This window comes from Sulfitobacter sediminivivens (genome assembly GCF_042611115.2).
Classification (GTDB): Bacteria; Pseudomonadota; Alphaproteobacteria; order Rhodobacterales; family Rhodobacteraceae; genus Sulfitobacter; species Sulfitobacter sediminivivens.
Window position 1 is genome coordinate 98035 of the sequence record NZ_JBHGAR020000003.1, and the last position, 22248, is coordinate 120282.

18 protein-coding genes are annotated in these 22248 nt (G+C 57.7%); 7 read left to right on the forward strand and 11 right to left on the reverse strand.

Annotation, left to right across the window (positions count from 1 at the left end):
- Positions 1 to 183: 183 nt before the first annotated feature.
- Positions 184 to 1467 (forward strand): DUF3422 family protein, encoded by a 1284-nt coding sequence (locus ACEWL3_RS04855; RefSeq protein WP_386179718.1) that lies wholly within the window; start codon positions 184 to 186, stop codon positions 1465 to 1467.
- Here the strand turns inward: ACEWL3_RS04855 and ACEWL3_RS04860 are convergent.
- The 4 genes from ACEWL3_RS04860 to ACEWL3_RS04875 all read right to left on the reverse strand — a co-directional run bounded on the left by ACEWL3_RS04860 (position 1403) and on the right by ACEWL3_RS04875 (position 6534).
- Positions 1403 to 2476, reverse strand: coding sequence for a YeeE/YedE thiosulfate transporter family protein (locus ACEWL3_RS04860; protein ID WP_386179721.1), 1074 nt, complete (start codon positions 2474 to 2476; stop codon positions 1403 to 1405). The genes ACEWL3_RS04855 and ACEWL3_RS04860 overlap by 65 nt on opposite strands.
- A 207-nt stretch (positions 2477 to 2683) precedes the next feature.
- A complete protein-coding gene (locus ACEWL3_RS04865) occupies positions 2684 to 3682 on the reverse strand; it encodes an ABC transporter permease (RefSeq protein WP_114879072.1) in 999 nt (332 codons plus the stop codon).
- The gene (locus ACEWL3_RS04870) at positions 3675 to 4712 is read right to left on the reverse strand and encodes an ABC transporter permease (RefSeq protein WP_386179725.1); all 1038 of its coding nucleotides are present in this window, start codon (positions 4710 to 4712) and stop codon (positions 3675 to 3677) included. The genes ACEWL3_RS04865 and ACEWL3_RS04870 overlap by 8 nt, the downstream gene beginning before the upstream one ends.
- Positions 4713 to 4815: 103 nt before the next feature.
- Positions 4816 to 6534 carry a peptide ABC transporter substrate-binding protein gene (locus tag ACEWL3_RS04875; RefSeq protein WP_386179728.1) on the reverse strand — a complete coding sequence of 573 codons (1719 nt, stop codon included), beginning with the start codon at positions 6532 to 6534 and terminating at the stop codon, positions 4816 to 4818.
- A gap of 331 nt (positions 6535 to 6865) precedes the next feature.
- Here ACEWL3_RS04875 and ACEWL3_RS04880 point away from each other — a divergent pair, with 331 nt between their 5' ends.
- The 5 genes from ACEWL3_RS04880 (at position 6866) to ACEWL3_RS04900 (ending at position 13767) form a co-directional block, all read left to right on the forward strand.
- Positions 6866 to 8698 (forward strand): ABC transporter ATP-binding protein, encoded by a 1833-nt coding sequence (locus ACEWL3_RS04880; protein WP_386179731.1) that lies wholly within the window; start codon positions 6866 to 6868, stop codon positions 8696 to 8698.
- A 26-nt stretch (positions 8699 to 8724) separates the two neighbouring features.
- Positions 8725 to 9888 (forward strand): acetylornithine deacetylase, encoded by a 1164-nt coding sequence (argE, locus tag ACEWL3_RS04885; protein WP_386179734.1) that lies wholly within the window; start codon positions 8725 to 8727, stop codon positions 9886 to 9888.
- Positions 9889 to 9974: 86 nt separating this feature from the next.
- Complete coding sequence (locus ACEWL3_RS04890; RefSeq protein WP_386179737.1) at positions 9975 to 11321, forward strand: NAD(P)/FAD-dependent oxidoreductase; 1347 nt, start codon at positions 9975 to 9977, stop codon at positions 11319 to 11321.
- A gap of 24 nt (positions 11322 to 11345) precedes the next feature.
- On the forward strand, positions 11346 to 12512 hold the full coding sequence (locus ACEWL3_RS04895; protein ID WP_386179740.1) for a M20 aminoacylase family protein: 1167 nt from the start codon (positions 11346 to 11348) through the stop codon (positions 12510 to 12512).
- Between the two features lie 88 nt (positions 12513 to 12600).
- The gene (locus ACEWL3_RS04900) at positions 12601 to 13767 is read left to right on the forward strand and encodes a M20 aminoacylase family protein (protein WP_386179743.1); all 1167 of its coding nucleotides are present in this window, start codon (positions 12601 to 12603) and stop codon (positions 13765 to 13767) included.
- Between the two features lie 38 nt (positions 13768 to 13805).
- Here ACEWL3_RS04900 and ACEWL3_RS04905 read toward each other — a convergent pair whose 3' ends face one another.
- The 3 genes from ACEWL3_RS04905 to moaA are packed head-to-tail and all read right to left on the reverse strand — an operon-like array spanning position 13806 to position 17136.
- Positions 13806 to 14840, reverse strand: a complete 1035-nt coding sequence (locus ACEWL3_RS04905) for a glycosyltransferase family 4 protein (protein ID WP_386179746.1) — start codon at positions 14838 to 14840, stop codon at positions 13806 to 13808.
- Positions 14833 to 16122 (reverse strand): 3-deoxy-D-manno-octulosonic acid transferase, encoded by a 1290-nt coding sequence (locus ACEWL3_RS04910; RefSeq protein WP_386179749.1) that lies wholly within the window; start codon positions 16120 to 16122, stop codon positions 14833 to 14835. Before ACEWL3_RS04910 ends, ACEWL3_RS04905 begins: the two co-directional genes overlap by 8 nt.
- A gap of 6 nt (positions 16123 to 16128) precedes the next feature.
- Complete coding sequence (gene moaA / locus ACEWL3_RS04915) at positions 16129 to 17136, reverse strand: GTP 3',8-cyclase MoaA (protein ID WP_386179752.1); 1008 nt, start codon at positions 17134 to 17136, stop codon at positions 16129 to 16131.
- 85 nt (positions 17137 to 17221) lie between these two features.
- Here moaA and ACEWL3_RS04920 point away from each other — a divergent pair, with 85 nt between their 5' ends.
- Positions 17222 to 17731, forward strand: coding sequence for a hypothetical protein (locus ACEWL3_RS04920; protein ID WP_386179755.1), 510 nt, complete (start codon positions 17222 to 17224; stop codon positions 17729 to 17731).
- An 84-nt stretch (positions 17732 to 17815) separates the two neighbouring features.
- Here the strand turns inward: ACEWL3_RS04920 and ACEWL3_RS04925 are convergent, their stop codons facing one another.
- The 4 genes from ACEWL3_RS04925 to glmU are packed head-to-tail and all read right to left on the reverse strand — an operon-like array spanning position 17816 to position 22221.
- Positions 17816 to 18499, reverse strand: coding sequence for a DNA alkylation repair protein (locus tag ACEWL3_RS04925; protein WP_386179758.1), 684 nt, complete (start codon positions 18497 to 18499; stop codon positions 17816 to 17818).
- On the reverse strand, positions 18492 to 19046 hold the full coding sequence (locus tag ACEWL3_RS04930) for a pyridoxamine 5'-phosphate oxidase family protein (RefSeq protein ID WP_386179761.1): 555 nt from the start codon (positions 19044 to 19046) through the stop codon (positions 18492 to 18494). Before ACEWL3_RS04930 ends, ACEWL3_RS04925 begins: the two co-directional genes overlap by 8 nt.
- Entirely contained in the window at positions 19046 to 20866 is a 1821-nt protein-coding gene (gene glmS / locus ACEWL3_RS04935; protein WP_386179763.1) for a glutamine--fructose-6-phosphate transaminase (isomerizing), read from the reverse strand. Before glmS ends, ACEWL3_RS04930 begins: the two co-directional genes overlap by 1 nt.
- Positions 20867 to 20868: 2 nt before the next feature.
- Positions 20869 to 22221 (reverse strand): bifunctional UDP-N-acetylglucosamine diphosphorylase/glucosamine-1-phosphate N-acetyltransferase GlmU, encoded by a 1353-nt coding sequence (gene glmU, locus ACEWL3_RS04940; RefSeq protein ID WP_386179766.1) that lies wholly within the window; start codon positions 22219 to 22221, stop codon positions 20869 to 20871.
- Positions 22222 to 22248: the final 27 nt, after the last annotated feature.

Below are 22248 nucleotides of genomic sequence, written 5' to 3' on the forward strand. Positions count from 1 at the left end.
GCGGTCAACAGCGTCTTGATCTAGGCCGCAGTGGGTGGCTGGCCAGTAGGATGGTCGCGCGTATGTGTCTCAGTATGCAGATGTACACCGCAATATCCTGAAATATATGGATTATTATCTATTCAATCCCGTTGAAATGCGTATGTTGGCCCGCAAATTGCAGCTGCTTAACGGACAGGTGATATGGTCCCGATCAAAGATTATCCGCACCGCTATGCCTTAACGGGTGAATTGCATGCGCGCCCGTTTCCAGCGCTCAATGCACCTTCGACGGCGGTGTTCCTGTCCGTCAAACAGCCTCATGATGCTGCGGCCCGTGACAAGTCGCTTGACCTTGCGCATTTGAGCCAGCTGCTGGAGCATTATGGCGCGCCGCTTCCCGACCCCGCAGCGACCCATTATTACGGGGAGATGGGGAAATACTGGCTGAAATGGGAACAACACACTGAATTTGTGACCTACACCGTCTTTCTTGAGGGGGTCAGCGACCGCGCTTTTGATCCCGGCGCGTTTGAAGTATTTCCCGATTATTGGCTCGAAGCCGCACCGGGCGGGCGGATCACCTCGGCACTGCTGCGGCTGATGCCGATGCCGCATGACGAAGGCGCAGTCGCGGATCATCTGTCCGACTGGTTTGTGCCTGAGAGCCTTGCTGTGGCGTCCGTTCTGGACAGCGCTGCAGTAGTGGCCAGCGACTTTCGCATCGATTCTACCGGGCATTTGCGGATTGCAGTGTTTGTCGACCCCTCCACCGGCAGCCGCAGGACCGGGCGCATCGTGCAGCGGCTATGTGAGATTGAAACATATAAATCAGCGTCGATGCTTGGTTTTGAAATGGTGCGCGGCATGGGACCGCAGCTTAATTTGCTGGATGCCAAGCTGACGGACCTAATGGCGCAGATGCGCGGGTCTTCGGCGCTGGCCGAGGATACGCTTCACGCGTTGTTGGATATCTCGGTCGAACTGGAAACGCTGGCGGTGAAATCTGCGTTTCGATTTGGCGCAACAGGGGCCTATCAGGCAATTGTCAATCAACGCATTCAGGTCCTGCGCGAAGAGCGGTTTATGGGGCGGCAGGGATTTGGCGAATTCATGATGCGCCGCTATGAGCCTGCGATGCGCACCGTCGCGTCCACGGACACCCGGCTGCAATCCATGTCAGCCCGCGCGATCCGGGCCAGCGAATTGTTGCGGACCCGCGTCGATGTCGAACGGTCTGCACAAAATCAGGCGATTCTTGCCAGTATGGACAAACGTGCAGACCTGCAATTGCGGCTGCAACACACTGTTGAGGGGCTGTCGGTGGTTGCCATCAGCTATTACGCCGTGTCGCTGGCAGGGTATCTGGCCTACCCACTGATCGAGGTATTCGGGGTCAGCAAAGGCATGCTGACCGCCATGATCACATTACCGGTTGTCGCGGGCGTGTGGTGGAGCCTGCGCCGCCTTCGGAAAAAGATCGGCTGAGCAGCACGTTCATCAAAGCCGCACCCGCCGCAATCATGACAATTGCAAAGATCGCAGCAACAGAAAGGGTTGGTACTCCTGACAGTCCCGCGCCCAGCGTGCATCCGCCCGCCAGCACACCGCCGACACCCATCATGCCCGCACCCGCCATATAGCGTCCGGTCTGGCGGGCCGAGGTAAAGCTTTGCCATTCAAAGCCGCCAAAGATCAGGCTTGCCGCCAACGCACCGACAAACACGCCGCCCAAAAGTCCGGTGCCAAACCCTGCCGGGATTGCGCTGCTTGCGATGGCCCAAAAGAGTGTCTCGGCACCGGGTGATGTGAACGACAGGCTTTCCATCGCAATCGGATCAAAATCATCAAACAGGACAAAGCCGGTGCCGACCCAGGCCAGCGGGACCAAAAGACCAATGAGGGCCGCCATGAGAAGGGATCCCGCCTTGTTGCCAGACCGCAATGCAAATGCAACTGCAGCGATTGCGATCAGGCCCGCCCAAAATAATGCCCCGCCGGGCAGAGCGGCAAGGCTCACGGCATCACCGAAGTCGATGGTCACGCTGCCCACCGCGACACGCAGAGGGGCCAGAATGCCTTTGAGGGTCATATGCGCCACCACAGCAAAAACCAGCACCACCAGCCCCGCGCGCAGGTTGCCTGACCCGGTCAGCACGCTGAGCCGGGAAATACAGCCGCGTGTCAGCACCATCCCTGCGCCAAACAAAAGTCCGCCAAGGGCAATGGCCAGCACCGGCAGGTCCGAGACCATGAAGCGATGATCGGCAAAGGTGATCCACCCTGCAAGAACAGCCGCCTGAGTGCCAATCACCGCAACCGCCAGGGCGGTCAGCCACACGCCTGCGGCCGCACGGCGGTCGTCGCCAACAAGGGCGCGGCGAAAACAGAATTGGGTGCGCTGGGCAAGCAGACCAAAAGCGATGCCAATCACCAGTGCCAAGAGCACAGAGGCTTGCCCGGTCGTGATGTCTTCAAATCCAAATGACTCGAACATCGAAAAAATCCTCAAAGGCAGAATTATTTCCCAGATGAAGGCTTGCTCATATGCAATCAAGTCAGTTCGAACATGATGAACCCAAGTCCAGCTGAATAAAATTCCAAAATCCAGACGGAAGTTGGACTAAAATTCATTGTTCTTCAAATACACAAAATGCACCACCCGCCAAGGGCGATGCAATTGCTGCTGTGGTTCTTATTTAACTCAGCGGCCTCTGATCCGTGGATCAAGCGCATCACGCAGCCCGTCGCCAAGGTAATTCACACTCAGCACCGTCAGCGAAATCGCAATACCGGGAAGCAGCACGCGCTCAGGGAACTCCTGCATGCGCTGAACCGCATCGGCCAACAGCTTGCCCCATGTTGGATAATCGGACGGGAAACCGACACCCAAAAAGCTCAACGCGCTTTCTGTGATGATCGCGGTCGCCAGACCCAAAGTTGCGGACACCATGATCGGTGAGATCACATTGGGCAGCAGATGTCTGCGGATGATCTTGCCCGGCGTCGTACCGATGGACCGCGCAGCCAGGATGAATTCGCGTTCCTTGAGCGCCAGAATGTCACCGCGCACAATCCGCGCTGTCTGCATCCAGGACGTCAGACCAATGACCGAGACGATCAGAATGAACATCCCGCCTTCCGGCCCAAAGCTCGCGTTCAGCGGTTGACGGAACAAGGTAACAGCCAGCAGAACCAACGGTAGAATGGGCAGCGACAGCACCAGATCGGTAAAGCGCATCAGCCAGAAATCGATGCGTTTGAAATATCCTGCAACGACCCCGATGGCCGTACCGATAAGCAATGCCAAAATCATTGCCAACCAGCCAACCGCCATAGACACACGTCCCCCGGCAATCATCTGGGCCATGATATCGCGACCCAGCTGGTCAGTGCCAAAGGGGTGCGCCCATCCGGCTTTGGCCTCGCTGTCAAAAAGCAGCTGATAAACGGGCCGCCAGTTCTTGTTTCGGATATCCAACCCTTTGGGGTCCACATCCCAAAGCCAGGGACCAAAGATCACCGCGCAAGTGATGAACAACAAAAAGCCGCCGCCAAACAATGCACCTTTGTGCTTGCGAAATTGATCCCAGACATCGCGCCACTGGCTACGCGGCGGCTTTTGCGGCTCTTTGTCTTGCAGCGCGCCGAACGTTTCCAGATCGGCCTCGATGGGGCTGGCTGGGATTGCTTGCTCAGTCATAGCGGATCCTCGGATCAAGCAGTCCGTAAAGCACGTCTGCGATAAGGTTGAAGAGCACGATCAGGATCGCAAAGATAAAGGTCAGCGTCATGACCATCGGCAGGTCATTTGCAAAAAGTGCGGTGAGCAGCAGTTGCCCAATGCCGTTGACCTTGAAAACGTTCTCGGTGATGATCGCACCCCCAAAGATTGCCGGCATGCCAAGTGCGATCACCGTGACGACGGGGATCATTGAGTTGCGCAGAACATGCACCATGACCACCACGCTTTCGCTCAGACCTTTGGCGCGGGCGGTGCGCACATAATCCTGATTGAGGTTGTCCAGCATCGCGCCGCGCATGTAGCGGCTGATCTGTGCGGTCGTCTGCAGGGCCAAGACCATCACCGGCATGATCATCTGATAAATTTGCACTTTGAAAGACGCCCAGTCGTTGACGACGTGGGTGGTGTCATAGATCGACGGCAGCCAACCGAAATATACCGAAAAGATCACGATGAGCAGAGGGCCGGTGAAGAACGGCGGGATCGAAAAGCCGACCATGGTGACAAATGTCCCGGCCTGGTCAAACAGCGAATAATGCCGGTAAGCAGAATAGATCCCGATGGGGATCGCGATCACGATGCCAACGACATAGCTCAGCCCGACAACCCACAGGGTCTGCGGCATCCGCTGGACAACGATGTCCATGACAGGCGAACGGGTCTGCCAGCTGATCACACGCAGTTGTCCTTCGGAAAATGATGTGTCCGGCAACCAGCCAAACAGGGTGGTCTTGTTGGTCAGCCAGTCGATGAACACCATCGGTTCAATCCAGAAGAATTGGATAAGCCATTTGTAATACTGGATGTACCACGCCTGACCCAGACCAAGCGCTTCGCGCATCTTCTGTTTGACCTCTGGTGGTACGGTCAACGGCACCTGCGCCATCGGGTCGCCGGGGGCAAGCTGGAGTAAGCCAAAAATGATGAAACTGATGAACAAAAGCGTCGGGATGGAAAGTAGTAAACGTCGGATGGTGAAGGTCAACATCGGGCGGCGCCTTTGCAGATCGGTCTTGAGGGAATGCAGGGCGGAGTTTTATCCCCGCCCTACGAAGAAAAAGGGCTGGCGGGTTTGCACCCGCCGTTCCCAATCACTTTTTGCGGTACCAGTCAGCCACATTCCACAGCTCAGAGTCCCAGGTGTTCAGGATCACACCACCAAGGGTGTTCGAAGCCGCAGATACACGACCACGGTCAACCAATGGGACAATTGTCATTGTCTCTTTGGTGATGATCTCGTTCAGGCGCTTTGAGATCTCTCCGCGCTTCTCCAGTTCACCGGTGCGCGACAATTCGTCGAGCAGGGTATCGTACTCTTCGTTGCAGAAGCGGTTGATGTTTTCACCCTGCCATTGGCTGGATGGTTTTGGTTCGTTTCCGCAGCGGTAGGCCGACAGATATGCCTGCGGGTCTGTGCCGTCAAAGTTGTTGGCGTACATTTCCACGTCCGCATAGAACTTTTGAAACGTGTCAGGCGACCCTGGGTCACCGCCAAAGAACACAGACGCATCCAGGTTGCGCAACTCGACTTCGATGCCGATCTGGTTCCACCAGTCTTTGATCAACGCCTGGAAGTCCTGACGCACAGCGTTGGTAGATGTCTGGTAGAGGATCGACAGTTTCACACCGTCTTTGTCGCGTATGCCATCACCATCGCTGTCGACCCAGCCGGCCTCGTCCAGCAGCGCCTTGGCACCATCAATGTCCTGCGTCAGGCACTCTGTGTTGTCAGAAGCATAAAGCGCAGGCGCAGGTACGAGGTTACAGGTCGGACGACCGGCTTGACCATAGCCCACTTCAACCAGCAATTCGCGATCGATTGCCATGGAAAGTGCTTTGCGCACGTTGAAGTCGCTCAGGAACGGGTGCGGGTGTGCAACCGTTGACCGTTCGCCTTCTGGCAGATCAGGAGATGGGTTTGTGAGGTTCATCTCAAGACGCTCGACCAATGTACCGAAAGCCGAAATTGGTGTGCCTTTGCCCGCTTCGGCCATTTTGGCCAAAACGTCCGGTGCAAGCTGCATGTTCCAAGCATAGTCGTATTCGCCTGTTTCCATGACCGCACGACCGGCCGCAACCGCATCACCACCACCTTTGAAGGTCAGCGACGCAAAAGCAGGCTTCCCTTCGTGACGGAAATTTTCGTTGGCTGCCATCGTGATCACGTCATTTGGACGGAATTCGGTGACTGTGAACGGACCTGTGCCAATTGGGTTAAAGTTGGCTTCGGTACATTCAGGGGCTTTCGCGCCCAAACATTCAGCAAACTGTGCCTTTTGAATGATCGGAGACTGGCCACCCATGAACGGACCGTAGGGGTTTGGCTTGGCTTCGCTAAAGTGAACGGTGACCGTGCGGTCATCAATAACTTCAACTTCCTTCACACCATCAAACTTGGACGCCTGCGCACAGCCACCTTCGGGGTGCATGCAGTATTCCGCCGTAAAGGCGAGGTCAGCAGAGGTCACTGGCGTGCCGTCTGACCATTCCATGCCTTCCGCGATTTTCCAGGTGATGGATGTCAGGTCTTCGCTGACGCCACCGTTTTCAACGGTCGGGATCTCTTCGGCAAGATAGGCCACCAAAGCACCGGTTTCGTCATAGCGGCCCATCGGTTCCAGGACCAGCGATGCTGATTCCAGATCTTTTGTACCACCGGACAGATAGGGGTTCAGGATCGATGGCGCTTGCCAATAGATGATCTTGACCTCGCCGTCGCGCCCGCGTTCGCCTTCATGGCCATCCGCAAGGGCGAAAGGCGCAAATGCAGTAGATGCAATGGCGCCCATCAGTAGGGTTCTCATTTTCATATCTTACTCCTTGTTGGACACATTTATGGTGTCACGTTATTGGGGCAGGTTTGTTCCTGCCAGTTTATCATCGTTCTGGGGTTGTCCTAAGAACAACAGGTAACTTCGCGTTATCGTGCGGAATTTGTTGCTTTCTGCCAATGCTTCCCCAAAGCGCATGCGCACATCGAAACAGGTTTGGACAAAAAAGCAACCCTTGTAGCGACCCCTGACCGGCAAAATGTTCAGTTCGCCTCATTGGGGTGCCAGATTATGTGGTGTTTGACTTGTTTGGTGAATTGGCCTTAGCGTCACGAGAAACGCATTCCAAATAATTGCGATAGGGGAAAAGATGCTGGATCACGCAAACGCGGCACCAATCGCCCAGATTAGAGAGCTCAGAGTAGAGTTTCAGACCAAAGATGGTCCTGTGGTCGGCGTCGAACACGTCAGTTTTGATGTGCGGTCGGGCGAGACCGTCTGTGTGGTGGGCGAATCAGGTTCAGGCAAATCTGTCTCTTCCCTGTCGCTGATGCGCCTGGTCGAATATGGCGGTGGTGAAATCTCTGGCGGTCGCCTGCTTTTTGATCGTCTGGAGGGCGGTGAGATTGATCTGGCGAAAACAGATCAAGACGTGATGCGCCACATTCGCGGCAATGAGATCGGGATGATCTTTCAGGAACCGATGACCGCGCTCAATCCGGTTTTTACCGTTGGCAAACAACTCACTGAAGGGCTGCGCCTGCATAAGGGAATGAACAAGGCGCAGGCCGAAGAGCGCGCGCTGGCATTGATGAAGCAGGTTCGTATCCCGGAGCCTGAGGCGCGTCTCAAACAATATCCGCATGAACTTTCAGGCGGTATGCGCCAGCGTGTGGTGATTGCAATGGCTCTGGCCTGTGAGCCGCGTCTGTTGATCGCGGATGAACCGACGACCGCGCTTGATGTGACGATTCAGGCCGAAATTCTGGCGCTGATGGATCGGCTGAAGCGCGAAACCGGAACTGCGGTCATGTTCATCACGCACGACATGGCGGTCGTCGCCCAGATGGCGGACCGGGTTGTCGTTATGTTCCGGGGCAAAAAGGTCGAAGAGGGCACAGTCGAAGAGATTTTCGAGAACCCACAGCATCCCTATACCAAAGCTTTGCTGGCGGCGGTGCCTAAACTGGGCGAAATGACCGGTAAACCGTACCCAGAGCCGATGAAGCTTTTGGGAACCAAGGACAAGGAAATCGTGCCGATAAAAGGGACCGACGAGGTGCTGCTGACGGTCAGAAACCTTACCACTCGGTTCCCGGTCAAGGGCGGGTTTCTGCGCCAAACGGTTGCAAATGTGCATGCGGTTGAGGACCTGTCGTTTTCGATCAATAAGGGTCAGACCTTGAGCCTTGTTGGCGAAAGCGGGTGCGGCAAATCCACTGCCGGTCGGTCAATCCTTCGGCTGGTTGAACCAATGACCGGCGAGATCAATCTGGCCGGCAAAGACATCATGGCATTGAATTCTCACGACCTGCGCACCGCGCGGCTGGACATGCAGATGATCTTTCAGGATCCCTTTGCGTCGCTCAACCCGCAAATGCAGCTGAGCGATCAAGTCGCCGAACCGATTCATAATTTCAATACATTAACAGGCTCGGCGGTTACAGAACGGGTTGAAATGCTGTTTGACCGTGTAGAATTGCCGCGCAGTTTCATGCGGCGTTTTCCGCATGAACTTTCAGGCGGTCAGCGCCAGCGTGTGGCCATCGCCCGCGCATTGGCGCTTAACCCCAAACTGATCATCGCGGATGAAGCGGTGTCCGCACTTGATGTGTCGGTACAGGCGCAGGTGCTGAACCTGATGCTGGAATTGCAGCAGGAAATGGAATTGTCGTTCCTGTTCATCAGCCATGACATGGCCGTGGTGGAACGGGTCAGCCATCAGGTGGGCGTGATGTATCTGGGCCGTATTGTTGAACTGGGTCCCCGTGGCCGGGTGTTCGAAAATCCACAACATCCCTACACGCAGGCCTTGATGAAAGCGGTTCCCATCGCCGATCCCCGCAAACGCAAAGATGAAAAAGATCTGAACTTTAAGCCGATACCGTCACCCATTCACCCAGTAAGCTATGTTGCGGAACCATCGGTTTACGACGAAGTAGAAAAAGGTCATTTCGTGTTGACCACTGACAGCGGCTACTGAACAGCGGCATTCAAAGGACAGCCAAAATGGTAGAGCGCATGACCCCCTTTGCGTTGATGGAAAAGCTGATCAGCTTTCCCACAGTCAGCCGTGACACCAACATCCCGCTGATTGACTGGGTTGCCGGTTATCTGGACGGTCACGGGATCGAAAGCCACCGCTACATCGATGCAGAACAGCCTAAACACGCGCTTTTTGCCCATGTTGGCCCATGGGAAGAAGGCGCAATTGTACTTTCCGGGCATACGGATGTGGTGCCTGTTGACGGCCAGCCATGGGACACCGACCCGTTCAGCGTGGTTGAAAAGGATGGCAAATATTATGGGCGCGGCACCTGTGACATGAAAGGGTTCGACGCGCTGGCGCTTTGGGCCCTCGTCGAAGCGCACCATGCCGGTGTCAAACGTCCACTGCAAATCGCGCTCAGCTTTGATGAGGAAGTCGGATGCACTGGCGCGCCGCCGATGATCAAAGCCATGCAGCCGGTTCTGCCCAAAGGGTCGGCGGTGATTGTCGGCGAGCCGTCAACCATGCAGGCTGTGACCGGGCACAAGGGGGGCACCGGCTTCAATACCCATGTGATTGGGTTCGAGGTTCATTCATCGCTGTTGCACACCGGCGTCAACGCGATCATGGCGGGGGCCAAGCTGATCGAATGGGCCAACGAGATGAACACCGAAAACATGGGCCGCAAACCGAGCGCGCTGGCGGCGATGTTCGATCCGCCCTTCACCACCGTGCACGTCGGCATGATCGAGGGTGGCACCGCGCATAACATCACCGCCAAAGATTGCTTTTTCGCGATGGATTTCCGCGTGGTGCCGGGCGAAAACAAGGATGCCTGGGGCACCGCCTATCTCAAAAAGGTGCGTGAGGTCGAAAAACAGATGCAAAAGGTTGTGGCAGATACCCGCATCGAGGTGACGCTGCGCTTTGATGTTCCCGCTTTGGAGCCCGAAGATGACGGTGAGGCGGAAACGCTGGTCCGCCAGATCACAGGTGACAATGCCAGCCATAAGGTCAGCTATGGCACCGAGGCCGGGCAGTTTCAGGAGGCGGGTTATAGTGCGGTCATTTGTGGGCCCGGTGACATCGCGCAGGCCCACCAGCCCAACGAATTTATCGAAGTGGCGCAGTTCAATGCGGGTCATGATTTCATGCGCAAACTGGTGGCGCGGTTGCAAAGCTGACGTCGGGGTGAGCGATTCGCGCAGCTTGGCTGGCGCAGTCCGCAAGATGCGCGCCCGCTGAACATTGCCAGGAAAGCCCAATTCAAATGAACCCGTTTCCTTTCAACGTTGTGACCCCCATCACCTATCGGGGTCCAGCCCCGGACCGGGCTGACGTCGTTGTTATCGGCGGCGGGATCATTGGTGTTTGTACGGCACTTTTCCTGGCGCGCGGCGGTCACAGCGTTGCATTGCTTGAAAAAGGCCGCATCGCAGCTGAACAATCATCGCGCAATTGGGGATGGATTCGGCAGCAAGGCCGGGACCCCGATGAAATTCCGATCATGATGGAGGCGCGACATTTGTGGCGCGAATTGGCGGGCGAGACCGATATCGACATCGGATTGCGCCAGCAGGGGGTGACCTATCTGGCGAAAGACGCCCGCGCGTTGGGCCGTTACGAGGCGTGGTTGCCCCATGCGCACGCCCATGGGATCGACAGCCGTATTTTGTCATCCGATGAAACGGCAGAGATGTTTCCGGACTGCGCACAGCGCTTTGCAGGCGCGTTGACGACACCTTCGGACATGCAGGCTGAACCAACAGTTGCGGTGCCGGCCTTGGCCGCGATTGCCGCACGTGCCGGCGTTGCGATTGTTGAAAATTGCGCCGTGCGGATGCTGGACATTGCCGCTGGCCGGGTTGCGGGCGTGATCACGGAGAATGGCCGCATCAGGACGACCCAGGTTGTATTGGCGGCCGGGGCGTGGTCATCGCTGTTTCTGCGCAACCATGGTGTGACGTTACCGCAACTCTCGGTGCGCGAAAATGTGGCGGCGACAGGCCCCTTGCCTGACATTCATGCCGGGGCCGCCGCTAGCCAAAAGGTGGCGTTTCGCCGCCGCAAAGATGGTGGATATACATTGGCCCGGCGGGGCGCATCAGATTTTTTTGTCGGGCCGGATGCGTTCCGCAGTTTGCCCAAATACCTTTCGCAATTGCGTGCGGATCCCTTTGGTCAGCGGTTGCTGCCCGCAGCGCCAAAGGGGTTTCCCGATGCCTGGACGACGCGCCGGCACTGGACCGGTGATGAGCGTACGCCGTTCGAAGACATGCGGATCCTTAATCCGACACCAAACATGCGTGAAATCAACCATTTGTCAGGTGATTTTGCCGAAATGTTTCCGGCGCTGCCTCCTGTTACGATCAAATCTGTTTGGGCGGGTATGATCGACACAATGCCCGATATCGTTCCCGTGGTGGATGTTTGTGCGCAATTGCCGGGTCTGACCATTGGCATGGGGATGTCCGGTCACGGATTTGGCATCGGTCCGGCCATGGGTCGGGTGCTGGCGGCTCTGGTCACTGGTGACGCGGTAGGGCATGATCTAACCAGATTCCGTGCCACCCGATTCACCGACGGCAGCGCGATGCGGCTGGGGCCGAACGTCTGATCCCGCCGAACAGGGGAAAGCGACATGCCAATCAAGAACCGATTTGCTGAAACGCACGCCGAGATTACCGGGTGGCGCAGGCATCTGCACCAATATCCCGAGTTGCTGTTTGACGTGCATGAGACCGCAAAATTCGTTGAGCAGAAGCTGCGTGATTTTGGCATTACCGACATTACCACCGGCATTGGCCGTACGGGCGTTGTCGCGGTGGTTGAAGGCAAGACCAACACATCAGGGCGCACCTGCGGTCTGCGTGCGGACATGGATGCACTGCCAATCCACGAGGCGACAGGCCTTGAATACGCGTCAAAATTACCCGGCAAAATGCACGCCTGTGGTCATGACGGGCACACGGCGATGTTGTTGGGGGCTGCCCAATATCTGGCCGAGACGCGAAATTTCGATGGCCGCTGCGTCCTGATTTTTCAACCCGCCGAAGAAGGCGGCGGTGGCGGCAATGAGATGGTCAAAGATGGCCTGATGGACCGCTGGGACATTCAGGAAGTGTACAGCATCCACAATATGCCGGACTACCCCGTGGGCGAGTTTGCAATTCGCCCCGGTGCATTGCTGGCCGCCACAGATCAGTTTGACATTGTGATTGAGGGGCAGGGTGGCCATGCCGCTGCGCCTCATGAGGCGATTGATGCCAATCTGGCGGCAGCGCATGTGCTGGTTGCGCTGCAATCTATTGCCAGCCGTAATGTGGACCCGATCAAACAGGTGGTTGTGTCGGTCTGCACCCTGCGCAGTGATACTGACAGCTATAATGTGTTGCCGCAGCAAGTGATATTGCGCGGCACCGTGCGCACGCTGGCCGATGACATACGTGTTCTTACCGCAGAAAGGCTGCGTGCCCTGGTGACGCACACGGCGGCGGCCTATCAATGCACGGCCGAGATCACCTATCACGGTGGCTATCCCGTGACGGTGAACCATGATGAAAATACGGTTTTTGCTGCCGATGCCGCTGAAAGCATCACGCCCGGTGTCTGGCGCGATACCCCACCAATCATGGCAGGTGAAGATTTTTCCTATATGCTCAATGCGCGCCCGGGTGCCTATATCATGATCGGCAATGGTTATGGGCCAACGGTGCATCACCCAAAGTATGATTTCAACGACGATGCCATTCCGGCGGGCTGTTCCTGGTTTGCCGAAATCGTCGAAACACGGCTGCCTGCGGCCTGACAACACCGGTGGGCGATATGCCCATCTTAAACCGACCCACGCAAGGGGGGCGCATCGCCCGCCGCGCTGACAAAAAAGGACGACCTCTATGCCCGTAAAGAACCGTTTCGCAGAATTGCATGATGACATCACCGCATGGCGGCGTGACCTGCATGAGCATCCCGAGATATTGTTTGAAACCCACCGGACCTCGGCCACGGTCGCCGAAAAATTGCGCGCCTTTGGCTGCGATGAAGTGGTTGAAGGGATCGGGCGCACCGGCGTTGTGGGTGTGATCAAAGGCAAGGATACCAAATCGGGCAAGGTCATCGGGCTGCGCGCCGATATGGATGCGTTGCCGATCCATGAACAAACAGGGGTTGAATACGCCTCGAAAACGCCAAATGCGATGCATGCCTGCGGCCATGATGGCCATACGGCGATGCTGCTTGGGGCGGCGCAATATCTGGCTGAGACCCGAAACTTTGACGGCACAGCCGTGGTCATCTTTCAGCCCGCCGAAGAGGGCGGCGGCGGGGGTCGTGAGATGTGCAAGGATGGGTTGATGGACCGCTGGGGCATTCAGGAAGTTTACGGCATGCACAATTGGCCGGGCATGCCCACGGGACAATTTGGCATCCGCACCGGCCCGTTCTTTGCCGCAACAGATTTGCTCGAGATTGAGGTTGAAGGGCTGGGGGGGCATGCCGCCAAACCCCACGAAACCATTGATACCACAGTGGTCGCCAGCCACATCGTCACCGCGCTCCAGACCATTGTCAGCCGCAATGCCGATCCGATTGGCAATATCGTGGTGTCGATTACCTCATTCGAAACCTCATCCAAAGCTTTCAACGTGATTCCGCAGCGGGTCAACATGCTGGGAACTGTGCGCACGTTGAGCAATGATTTGCGCGATCTGGCAGAAAAGCGGGTTGTCGAGATATGCGAAGGCATGGCCACCACGTTGGGGGCCAAGGCTACCGTGACATATACCCGTAACTATCCGGTCATGGTGAACCACGATGTGCAGACCGAATTTGCCGCCGATGTGGCGCGCTCGGTCTCGGGGGATTGTGTCGAAGCGCCTCTGGTGATGGGGGGCGAAGACTTTGCCTTCATGCTTGAAGAGCGGCCCGGTGCCTATATCCTCATGGGCAACGGCGACGGCGCAATGGTCCATCATCCGATGTACAACTTCAACGATGAAGCGATCCCGGCGGGATGCAGCTGGTGGGCCGGGATTGTGGAACAGCGGATGCCCGCGTCAGGATGATCGGCAAGGTCGGCCTTGCGCCGCCCTTACGGTCGCAGTTACCTGGCCCAAAGCGCACGATAAACAGCGCCAATGCCATCAGCTTCGGCTTTGGCGCTGAAATGGGTTTCTGCAATCTCTCGGGCACGCATGGCCTGCGCGCCGGGATTGTCGGCTGATATCCAGTCCATTGCGGCCGCAGCCGCAGCTTCGGCGTCCAGGGGTACAATGCTACCGACACGTCCCTGAGCCGAAAAGCTGCGGTAATATCCGGCGTCGCTGCCAATAAAAGGCACACCTGACGCCAGCCCTTCAAGGGGGACCATACCGTAGCCTTCGTAACGCGGCAGTTGCATGACCAATGACAAAGCACGCATCAACGCTGGCAGGTCCTGTGCCGGAATCTCTCCGACAAATAGCAATCGATCCGCAAGGCCGGCCGCTGCCACTTTGTCTTTGAGAACCCGCAGGAAACCTTCAAATTTGCCACCTGCGCGACCCACAACCAATGCTGTGGCACCGGGCCGTTGCGGCAACAGGCGCAGCATCGCATCAACAAAGACATCCGTGCCTTTTTCGGGGCGGATACGGCCGACGGTGGCAATGCCGTGGGTGCCACCGTACCCCAAACCGGCCCATGCGGCACCGCGATCCGGGGCGGGGCAGAACACGTCGGTATCCACACCATGCGGCACCACGGCGCGTACGTGGGGGACAAATTCGGCGGCCTTGTCGGTCGTGGCAATCACCGCATCCATCCGGGAAATCAGCCAGCGGGGATAGGCGGAATGCAACCGCTGCGCGGCGGAGGTGAAGACGATTCTGATCGGCGCACGGCGCACGTCACGCAGCCAAATCGCACTGCGCATTTCAGGGTTGCGGCGGACATGCCAGATGGCAAATGGCTTGTCCTTGGGCGCGGTCAACGACGCCCGATGGGCATCGCTGCGGCTTATCGGGGCGAGGCAGGCGGGCAATGGCTGTCCGACCAAAGCCATGTCATAGCGCGCCGTTTGCTGGCGCACCACATTGGCGGTCGTGGCCGAGACGCCGGTGAAATGCGGGTTGTAATTGGTGACAAAAAGTTCAGGCATCCGTATCCAACCCCAGGGCTTTGACGAGCCTTCCGGCGATACTGTCCAGTTTGTCTGTTTGACCATCAGCAAAATCGCGTGCGGCGGTACAGGCTTTCGTGCGCGCCGCGTCGTCGGCCAACCACGCCTCCAGCTTCTCAATCAGATCATTTGCATCTGTGACCAGTTGGGCGGCACCCAGACCTTCCATCTCGGCAAAGGTTTCGGCGAAGTTGGTGACGTGGATACCCGACAAGACTGCCGATCCTGATTGCGCCACTTCGTAGGGGTTGTGCCCCCCGATTGGGCGCAGCGACCCGCCCAGAAAAACAACATCGCTTAGCGCATACCAGGTCCCAAGCTCGCCCAGCGTGTCTGCCAGAAACACCTGTCCGCCAGGTGCATCGCCGTGCGTTCGGCGGGTCAGGCTGAGGCCTGCACCGGAAATCAGGGCCGCCACTTCGTCGCCGCGTTCCGGGTGACGGGGCACCAAGATCAGGCACAGATCGGGAAAGCGCTTGAGCAAGGCCTTATGCGCCCTCAGCACCACTTCCTCTTCGCCGGGATGTGTTGAGGATGCGATCCAGACCGGGCGATGACCCAAAGCGGCGCGCGCCTCAAACACCGCATCGTGATCGATGGGCAAAGGGCCGGCCATGGATTTGAGGTTGATGCCGCGCGCCACCCGATCAGCAGGCGCGTTCAATCCCACCATGGCCCCTGCCATCGCATCATTCTGGGTCAGGATCAGGTCGAACACCTCCAGCATATAGGCGCTGAGTTTTGGCATTTTGCGCCATTGCGCCATGGAAGCCTCGGACAGGCGGGCGTTGACCATCGCCATGCGCGCACCGCTTGCATAGGTCCGGCGCAGCATTTGTGGCCACAACTCGCTTTCTACAAACACGGCCGCATCTGGCCGCCAGTGTTTGAGAAAGCGTTTGAGAGGGCCGGGCGCGTCGAGAGGGGCAAATTGATGGAACGTGCGCGGCGGCATCCGCTGTGCCACCAGACGCGCGGAAGTTTCCGTGCCAGAGGTGATCAGAAAATGCGCACGCGGCAGGGCCACGCCGATGCGGGTAATCAATGCCAGCACAGACAGGCTTTCCCCCACAGATGCGGCATGAAACCAGATCAGAGGGCCACCACCATGCCGTTCTTCTGTGGCGTGGCCCAATTTCTCGTGGGCGCGGGTCACAGACACGCCTGCATCGCGCAGTTTTCGGATACTGCTGCGCGCGGCAAAAGGCACGATCAGGCTGCTCGCCATCACCCAGGCACGATAAAGAAATGGGGCGTCCATGACGCCTTAACCGCCTGTGTGGCTCATATGGCGGGGCATTTTCCCGTCCAGTCGCTGGCGTGAATAGTCGAAATCGTGGCCCTTGGGTTTGCGATCAATCGCGGCGCGAATGGCGTCTTTCAGGGGTGCGTCATCGTGCGGATGGTTGCGCAGAGGTGCGCGCAGATCGGCCACGTCCTCTTGACCCAGACACATATAGATCTCGCCCGTACACGTGATGCGCACCCGGTTGCAGCTTTCGCAGAAATTATGTGAAAGCGGCGTTATAAAGCCGATTTTCTGGCCTGTTTCCTCAAGCCGCACATAGCGCGCCGGTCCACCCGTTCGTTCCGCCAGATCAGTGACGGTGTAATGATCGGCATAGCGCGCACGCACATCTTTGAGCGACCAGTATTGGTCCAGCCGGTCCTCATTGCCGATATCGCCCATCGGCATCACTTCGATCCACGTCAAATCCATATCGCGCTCTGCGCACCATGCGGTGATCGTGGGCAGTTCGTCTTCGTTAAATCCTTTGAGTGCCACCGCGTTGATCTTGACCCGCAGTCCGGCCTTTTGCGCCGCATCCACACCGCGCAGCACCTGCGGCAGTCGACCCCAGCGGGTGATGTCGGCAAATTTCTGATCATCCAGCGTGTCGAGTGAGATGTTCACCCGGCGCACCCCGGCGGCATAAAGATCGTCCGCAAAGCGTTCCAGCTGACTTCCATTGGTGGTCAGCGTAAGTTCCTTGAGGGTGCCCGCCTCAAGATGGCGGGACATGCCATCAAAGAAGGTCATGATGCCGCGCCGCACCAAAGGCTCGCCGCCGGTGATGCGCAGCTTTTCCACGCCAAGATCAACGAAATTGGTGCACAGACGGTCCAGTTCCTCGAGGGTCAGAAGCTCTTTCTTAGGCAGAAAGGTCATATTTTCCGACATGCAATAGACGCAGCGAAAATCGCAGCGGTCGGTCACAGAGACCCGCAAATAGGTGATGGCGCGTGCAAAGGGGTCGATCAAAGGTGCATTCATCCTTTATAGGTAATCACCCGCCCAAGAAGGGGCAAGCGACAATTGGGTGATTGATGCCGTGAACAGGTCTAGATAGGGTTTGGAAATGACACGTATTTTTATCATTGGTCTTTTGGTGGTCGGCATCGCGGGCTGCGGTGATATGGCGGCGCGCCTGGGGATTGGACGTGGTGCGAATGCCCCAGACACTGCGTTGTCTGCTGATGCGCCAGTGTCCGAAGCGGCTTTGACCCCTGCAACAGCCGCGCCACGCCCGCCCGCCGCCGCCAAGACAGCCGAGGCTTTGGATACCACGACCCCTGAACAACGTGCCGCAGCGACGGCCCCGGCAACGGCACCGACAAAGGCGCTTGGGAAAACAATTGCCTCGCTGGGCAGTCCGACAGAACCCGGATTATGGTTAAAGACACCGCTGGTTAAAGCTGAGGCGCAGGGTCGTGTGACCAACCTTGCCAATGGCAAATCGTCTCTGGTGACGCTGATCCCGATTGACGGGCCTGCCACCGCTGGCAGCCGTATGTCTTTGGCGGCACTCCGATTGATTGATGCGTCGCTGACCGATTTGACTGAAGTTGAGGTTGCGCTGGAAGGCTGATGCGACGACGGGGGCCAGCCCCCATCGCGGCAAGCCGCGATTCCCCCGTGAGTATTTTGGCGAAAAGAAATTGGGACGGGGCGGCTAGCTCTTGTTCAGCAACCGCATGGCTTCTTTTGCGGCAAAGGGCTTCATCCGCGGACCATAGTCGGCAATGAACGCCCTTGTGCGGTCCGGATCATGTTTGCTGAGTTCACGCAGCCACCAGCCGATGGCCTTTTGAATGAACCAATTGCGATCCGGGACGAGGGTTGCGGCCCAGCCCAAGACGCGGTCACGGATGATCAGATCCTCCGGTTTTGGGTGGTTCTGCTTGGTCCAGGGCAGCGTGCTGACCATGGCCGCACGGCGGGTCCACATGTGATCAGAGGCGACCCATTTTTCCACTTGGTCAAGGCGGCTGGGGTCCGCCACCAGACGTTTTTGTCCGGCCATCGCGGCGTGATCGGCGATGGCCCAGCTGTCAAAGTCAGGTGTCCAGGATGCAATGAGATCCCATGCCGGGCCATCGTCGGGCCGAATGCGTGCCTGGGTGAGCAGTTTGGCGGCGGCAAGGCGTGCCTCGTAGACATCTGTTTTCCATAAAGCGTCGGCCAGGGCGACACGGGCCGGGGCATCCAGTTCACTGCGCCAGCTTTGTGTCAGATCGTTAATCTGCGGGTTGGAAAGCCCCAGGTAAAAGCGATCCGCCTTGTGATAGCGACGCATGTCTTGTGCGCGGGCAGGATCGCCAAGCATGACGAGTTGATCGATACAACGCTCAATCATTTGCATCGGCCACAATGTGGGTGGGCAGGCCGTCAATTGTTTGTTGATTGCGTGTTTCCCAGTAGGTTGCGATACCGTCCGGGCCACGGTCATTTGTCCAGTGTTCAAGTGTGTCGCGGGATCCTGCATGATCAAAGAATGGCACCGCAAAGCCGCAGCTTGATTGCACCAGATCAACTGACAGGTCGTATATCTGACGGGCCCCGTCTGAGGGCGGGAAACGCGTGTTCAATTCGGCAAAATCTGCATCCCGCGGATGCAATGTCCGCGCCGTGCCATAAGCGCGCAGGATCATCGGGCGTTTTTCAAATCCACACCACATCAATGTCATGCGGTTGACCTGTGCCAGATGACCCGCGGTTTCATTTCCCGACCCGGTCAGATTGCGCCAGATGATCCGGTTGGGACCCAGCACGCGCAGGCTGTCCATGCCTTTGGGCGAGACGTTCACCCGGCCATCCGCAGCAGCAGTGCCGCAGAAAAACATGTGCTGTGCGGCGATGAATGCCGCGTGATCATCGCTGATCTTGTCGAATTGCTTTGCCATTATTCCACCGTCACTGACTTGGCGAGGTTGCGAGGCTGATCCACATCGGTGCCTTTGGCCACCGCCGTGTGATAGGCCAGCAACTGCGCAGGGATTGCGTACAGGATCGGGGCCAGAGCGTCGGCAATCGGTGGCATTTCAATGCTGGCCCAAACGCCTTCGCTGGCCTCGGCCAGGCCATTGGCGTCTGAGATCAGGATCACTTTGCCTTTGCGCGCCATGACTTCCTGCATGTTGCTGACCGTCTTATCAAAAAGCGCATCGCGTGGTGCCATCACCACTACCGGCACGTTTTCATCCACCAAGGCAATTGGGCCATGTTTCAACTCGCCAGACGCATAAGCTTCGGCGTGTATATAGCTGATTTCTTTCAATTTTAACGCGCCCTCATGGGCCAGAGGATACATCTGGCCACGCCCCAGAAACAGCACGTCGCGGGCCGAGGCAAGCTTGCGCGCCGCCGCGCGCATGGCGTCGCTTTGTGCAAGGCTGGCGTTGATCACCGAGGGCAATCCGCGCAGGGCACTGATGTGATCGGCGATCGCGTCTTCGTCCAGCACCCCTCGGTCACGGGCCGCCTTGAGCACCAACATGAACAGCACCGTCAACTGGCAGGTGAACGCTTTGGTCGAGGCCACGCCCACTTCGACCCCGGCATAGATCGGCAGCGCCAGATCGCTTTCGCGTGCGATCGAGGATTCGGGCACGTTGATCACCGATGTGATGCTGCTGGCCTTGCCTTCGCAGTAGCGCAGTGCAGCCAGTGTATCAGCGGTTTCTCCCGATTGGCTGACAAACAGTGCCATGGTGCGGGGCGGGATAGGGGGTTCACGATAGCGGAACTCAGATGCCACATCGACCTCAACGGGCAGGCGGGCAATCTGTTCGAACCAGTATTTCGCTGTCAGGCAGGCATAGGACGCGGTGCCACAGGCCACCATTGTAATGCGGTCAACGGTGGTGAAATCAATGCCCTTGCCGGGCAGGTTGATCGCGCCATCCCCACCGAGGTAATGCGCCAAAGCCTGTCCGATCACAGCGGGCTGTTCGGCGATTTCTTTGGCCATGAAATGTTTGTGACCGTCTTTGTCGATGCGGGTGGCGTCAATTTGAATGGTCTTGATGGCCCGATTGGCCAGCGTACCATTGGCATCCCTGATTTCGACGGATGTGCGGGTGATGACCGCACTGTCGCCTTCCTCAAGATAGCTGATCCTGTCGGTGAGCGGCGAAAGCGCAATCGCATCGCTGCCAACGAACATTTCGCCGTTGCCATAGCCGATTGCCAAAGGTGATCCCTTGCGTGCGGCTATCATCAGATCGTCGTGGCCCTCAAAAAGAAAGGCGAGTGCAAAGGCCCCCTCAAGCCGGGCAAGGGTTTTTGACGCGGCTTCGATTGGGCTGTCACCTTGGGAGATGTAGTGCTGGGTCAGTAGGGCAATGGTTTCGGTGTCGGTTTCCGTGACAAATTTCACACCGTGTTCGGCCAGCTCGGCGCGTAATTCGCGGAAATTCTCGATGATGCCATTGTGGACAACCGCCACGCCACCGGCCTGATGGGGGTGCGCATTGGTCACGGTCGGTGCGCCGTGGGTCGCCCACCGGGTGTGGCCGATGCCGGACTTGCCTGCCAGTGGTTCATGGACCAGCAGATCGCTGAGATTCACAAGCTTGCCCACCGCGCGGCGGCGCGCCAGTTTTCCGGCATTCACCGTTGCGATGCCCGCGCTATCGTAGCCGCGATATTCAAGGCGTTTGAGCGCCTCAACCAGAATAGGCGCTGCTTCGTGGTTACCCAATACCCCAACAATTCCACACATTTTTAGCTGCTCCGCTGTGCTTTGGCTTTCTTGGCCTTTAACATTTCGAACATTTTCCGCGCCCGGCCAGGTTTTTCAATTTGTGGCGCGCGCGACAGGGCCAAGGCCCCCGCTTCCACGTCAGAGGTGATCACAGACCCCGATCCTGTGAGGGCATCGTCGCCGATTGAAACAGGGGCGACCAACATGGTGTTGGATCCGATGAATACCCGGTCACCGATGTGGGTGTGATGCTTCATCACGCCATCATAATTACAGGTGATTGTGCCTGCACCAATGTTGGATTTGGTGCCGATTGTGGCGTCACCAATATAGCTCAGGTGATTGATTTTTGCCCCTTCGGCGATCTGCGCATTCTTGATCTCGACAAAGTTGCCGACGCGGACATCTTCGGCCAATTCTGCACCGGGGCGCAGGCGGGCGTAGGGCCCGATGATGCCGCCGCGCGACACATGACAGCCTTCGAGATGTGAGAAGGCGCGGATCGTTGCACCGGATTCGACGGTCACACCGGGGCCGAAAACGACGTTGGGTTCAATGGTCGTATCGCGACCAATCACCGTATCGCGCGCCAGATAGACCGTATCGGGTGCCATGAGGGTCACGCCATCTGCCATCAGTGTCGAACGGGCACGCGCCTGAAAGGCGGCATCGGCCCGGGCGAGGTCGGCACGTGAATTGATCCCCATGGTCTCAGCCTCATCACAGGTGACGGCAGTTGCTGACAGCCCGCGTTCATTGGCGATCCCGATGATGTCGGTCAGATAGTACTCGTCCGATGCGTTGTCATTGCCCACCGCGTCGATCAGATCGAACAGCAGTTCTGCTTTACATGCGATCACGCCGCTGTTGCACAGGGTGATGGCGCGTTCATCTTCGTTCGCGTCCTTGAATTCAACAATCCGCTGCAGCGTTTCGCCCTGAAGGATCAAGCGGCCATAACGGTCAGGGTCAGCCGCCTCAAACCCCAGTACCACAAGGTCATGGCTGCCAAGGGCGGTCTGCATTTTCTCAAGTGTTTGAGGCTGCACAAACGGGGTATCGCCGTACAAAACCAAAGCCATACCATCAAACCCGGCCAAGGCATCTTTGGCCTGTGCGACGGCATGGGCGGTGCCCAGCTGTTCGACCTGTTCAACGATTTCAGCACCTTCATGAAAATCCAGTGCCGCCTTGCGCACCAGATCGGCACCATGACCCGCCACCACAACGATGCGCGCCGGGTCCAGCACGGCACCCGACGCCATCGCATGCTCCAGCATCGGCGCATGGGCAATGGGGTGCAGTACTTTGGGCAGGTCCGAATTCATCCGTGTACCTTTGCCAGCGGCAAGGATGATCAGTGCGGTTTTCATTATCAGTCTCTTTATGGTCTTCTCTTG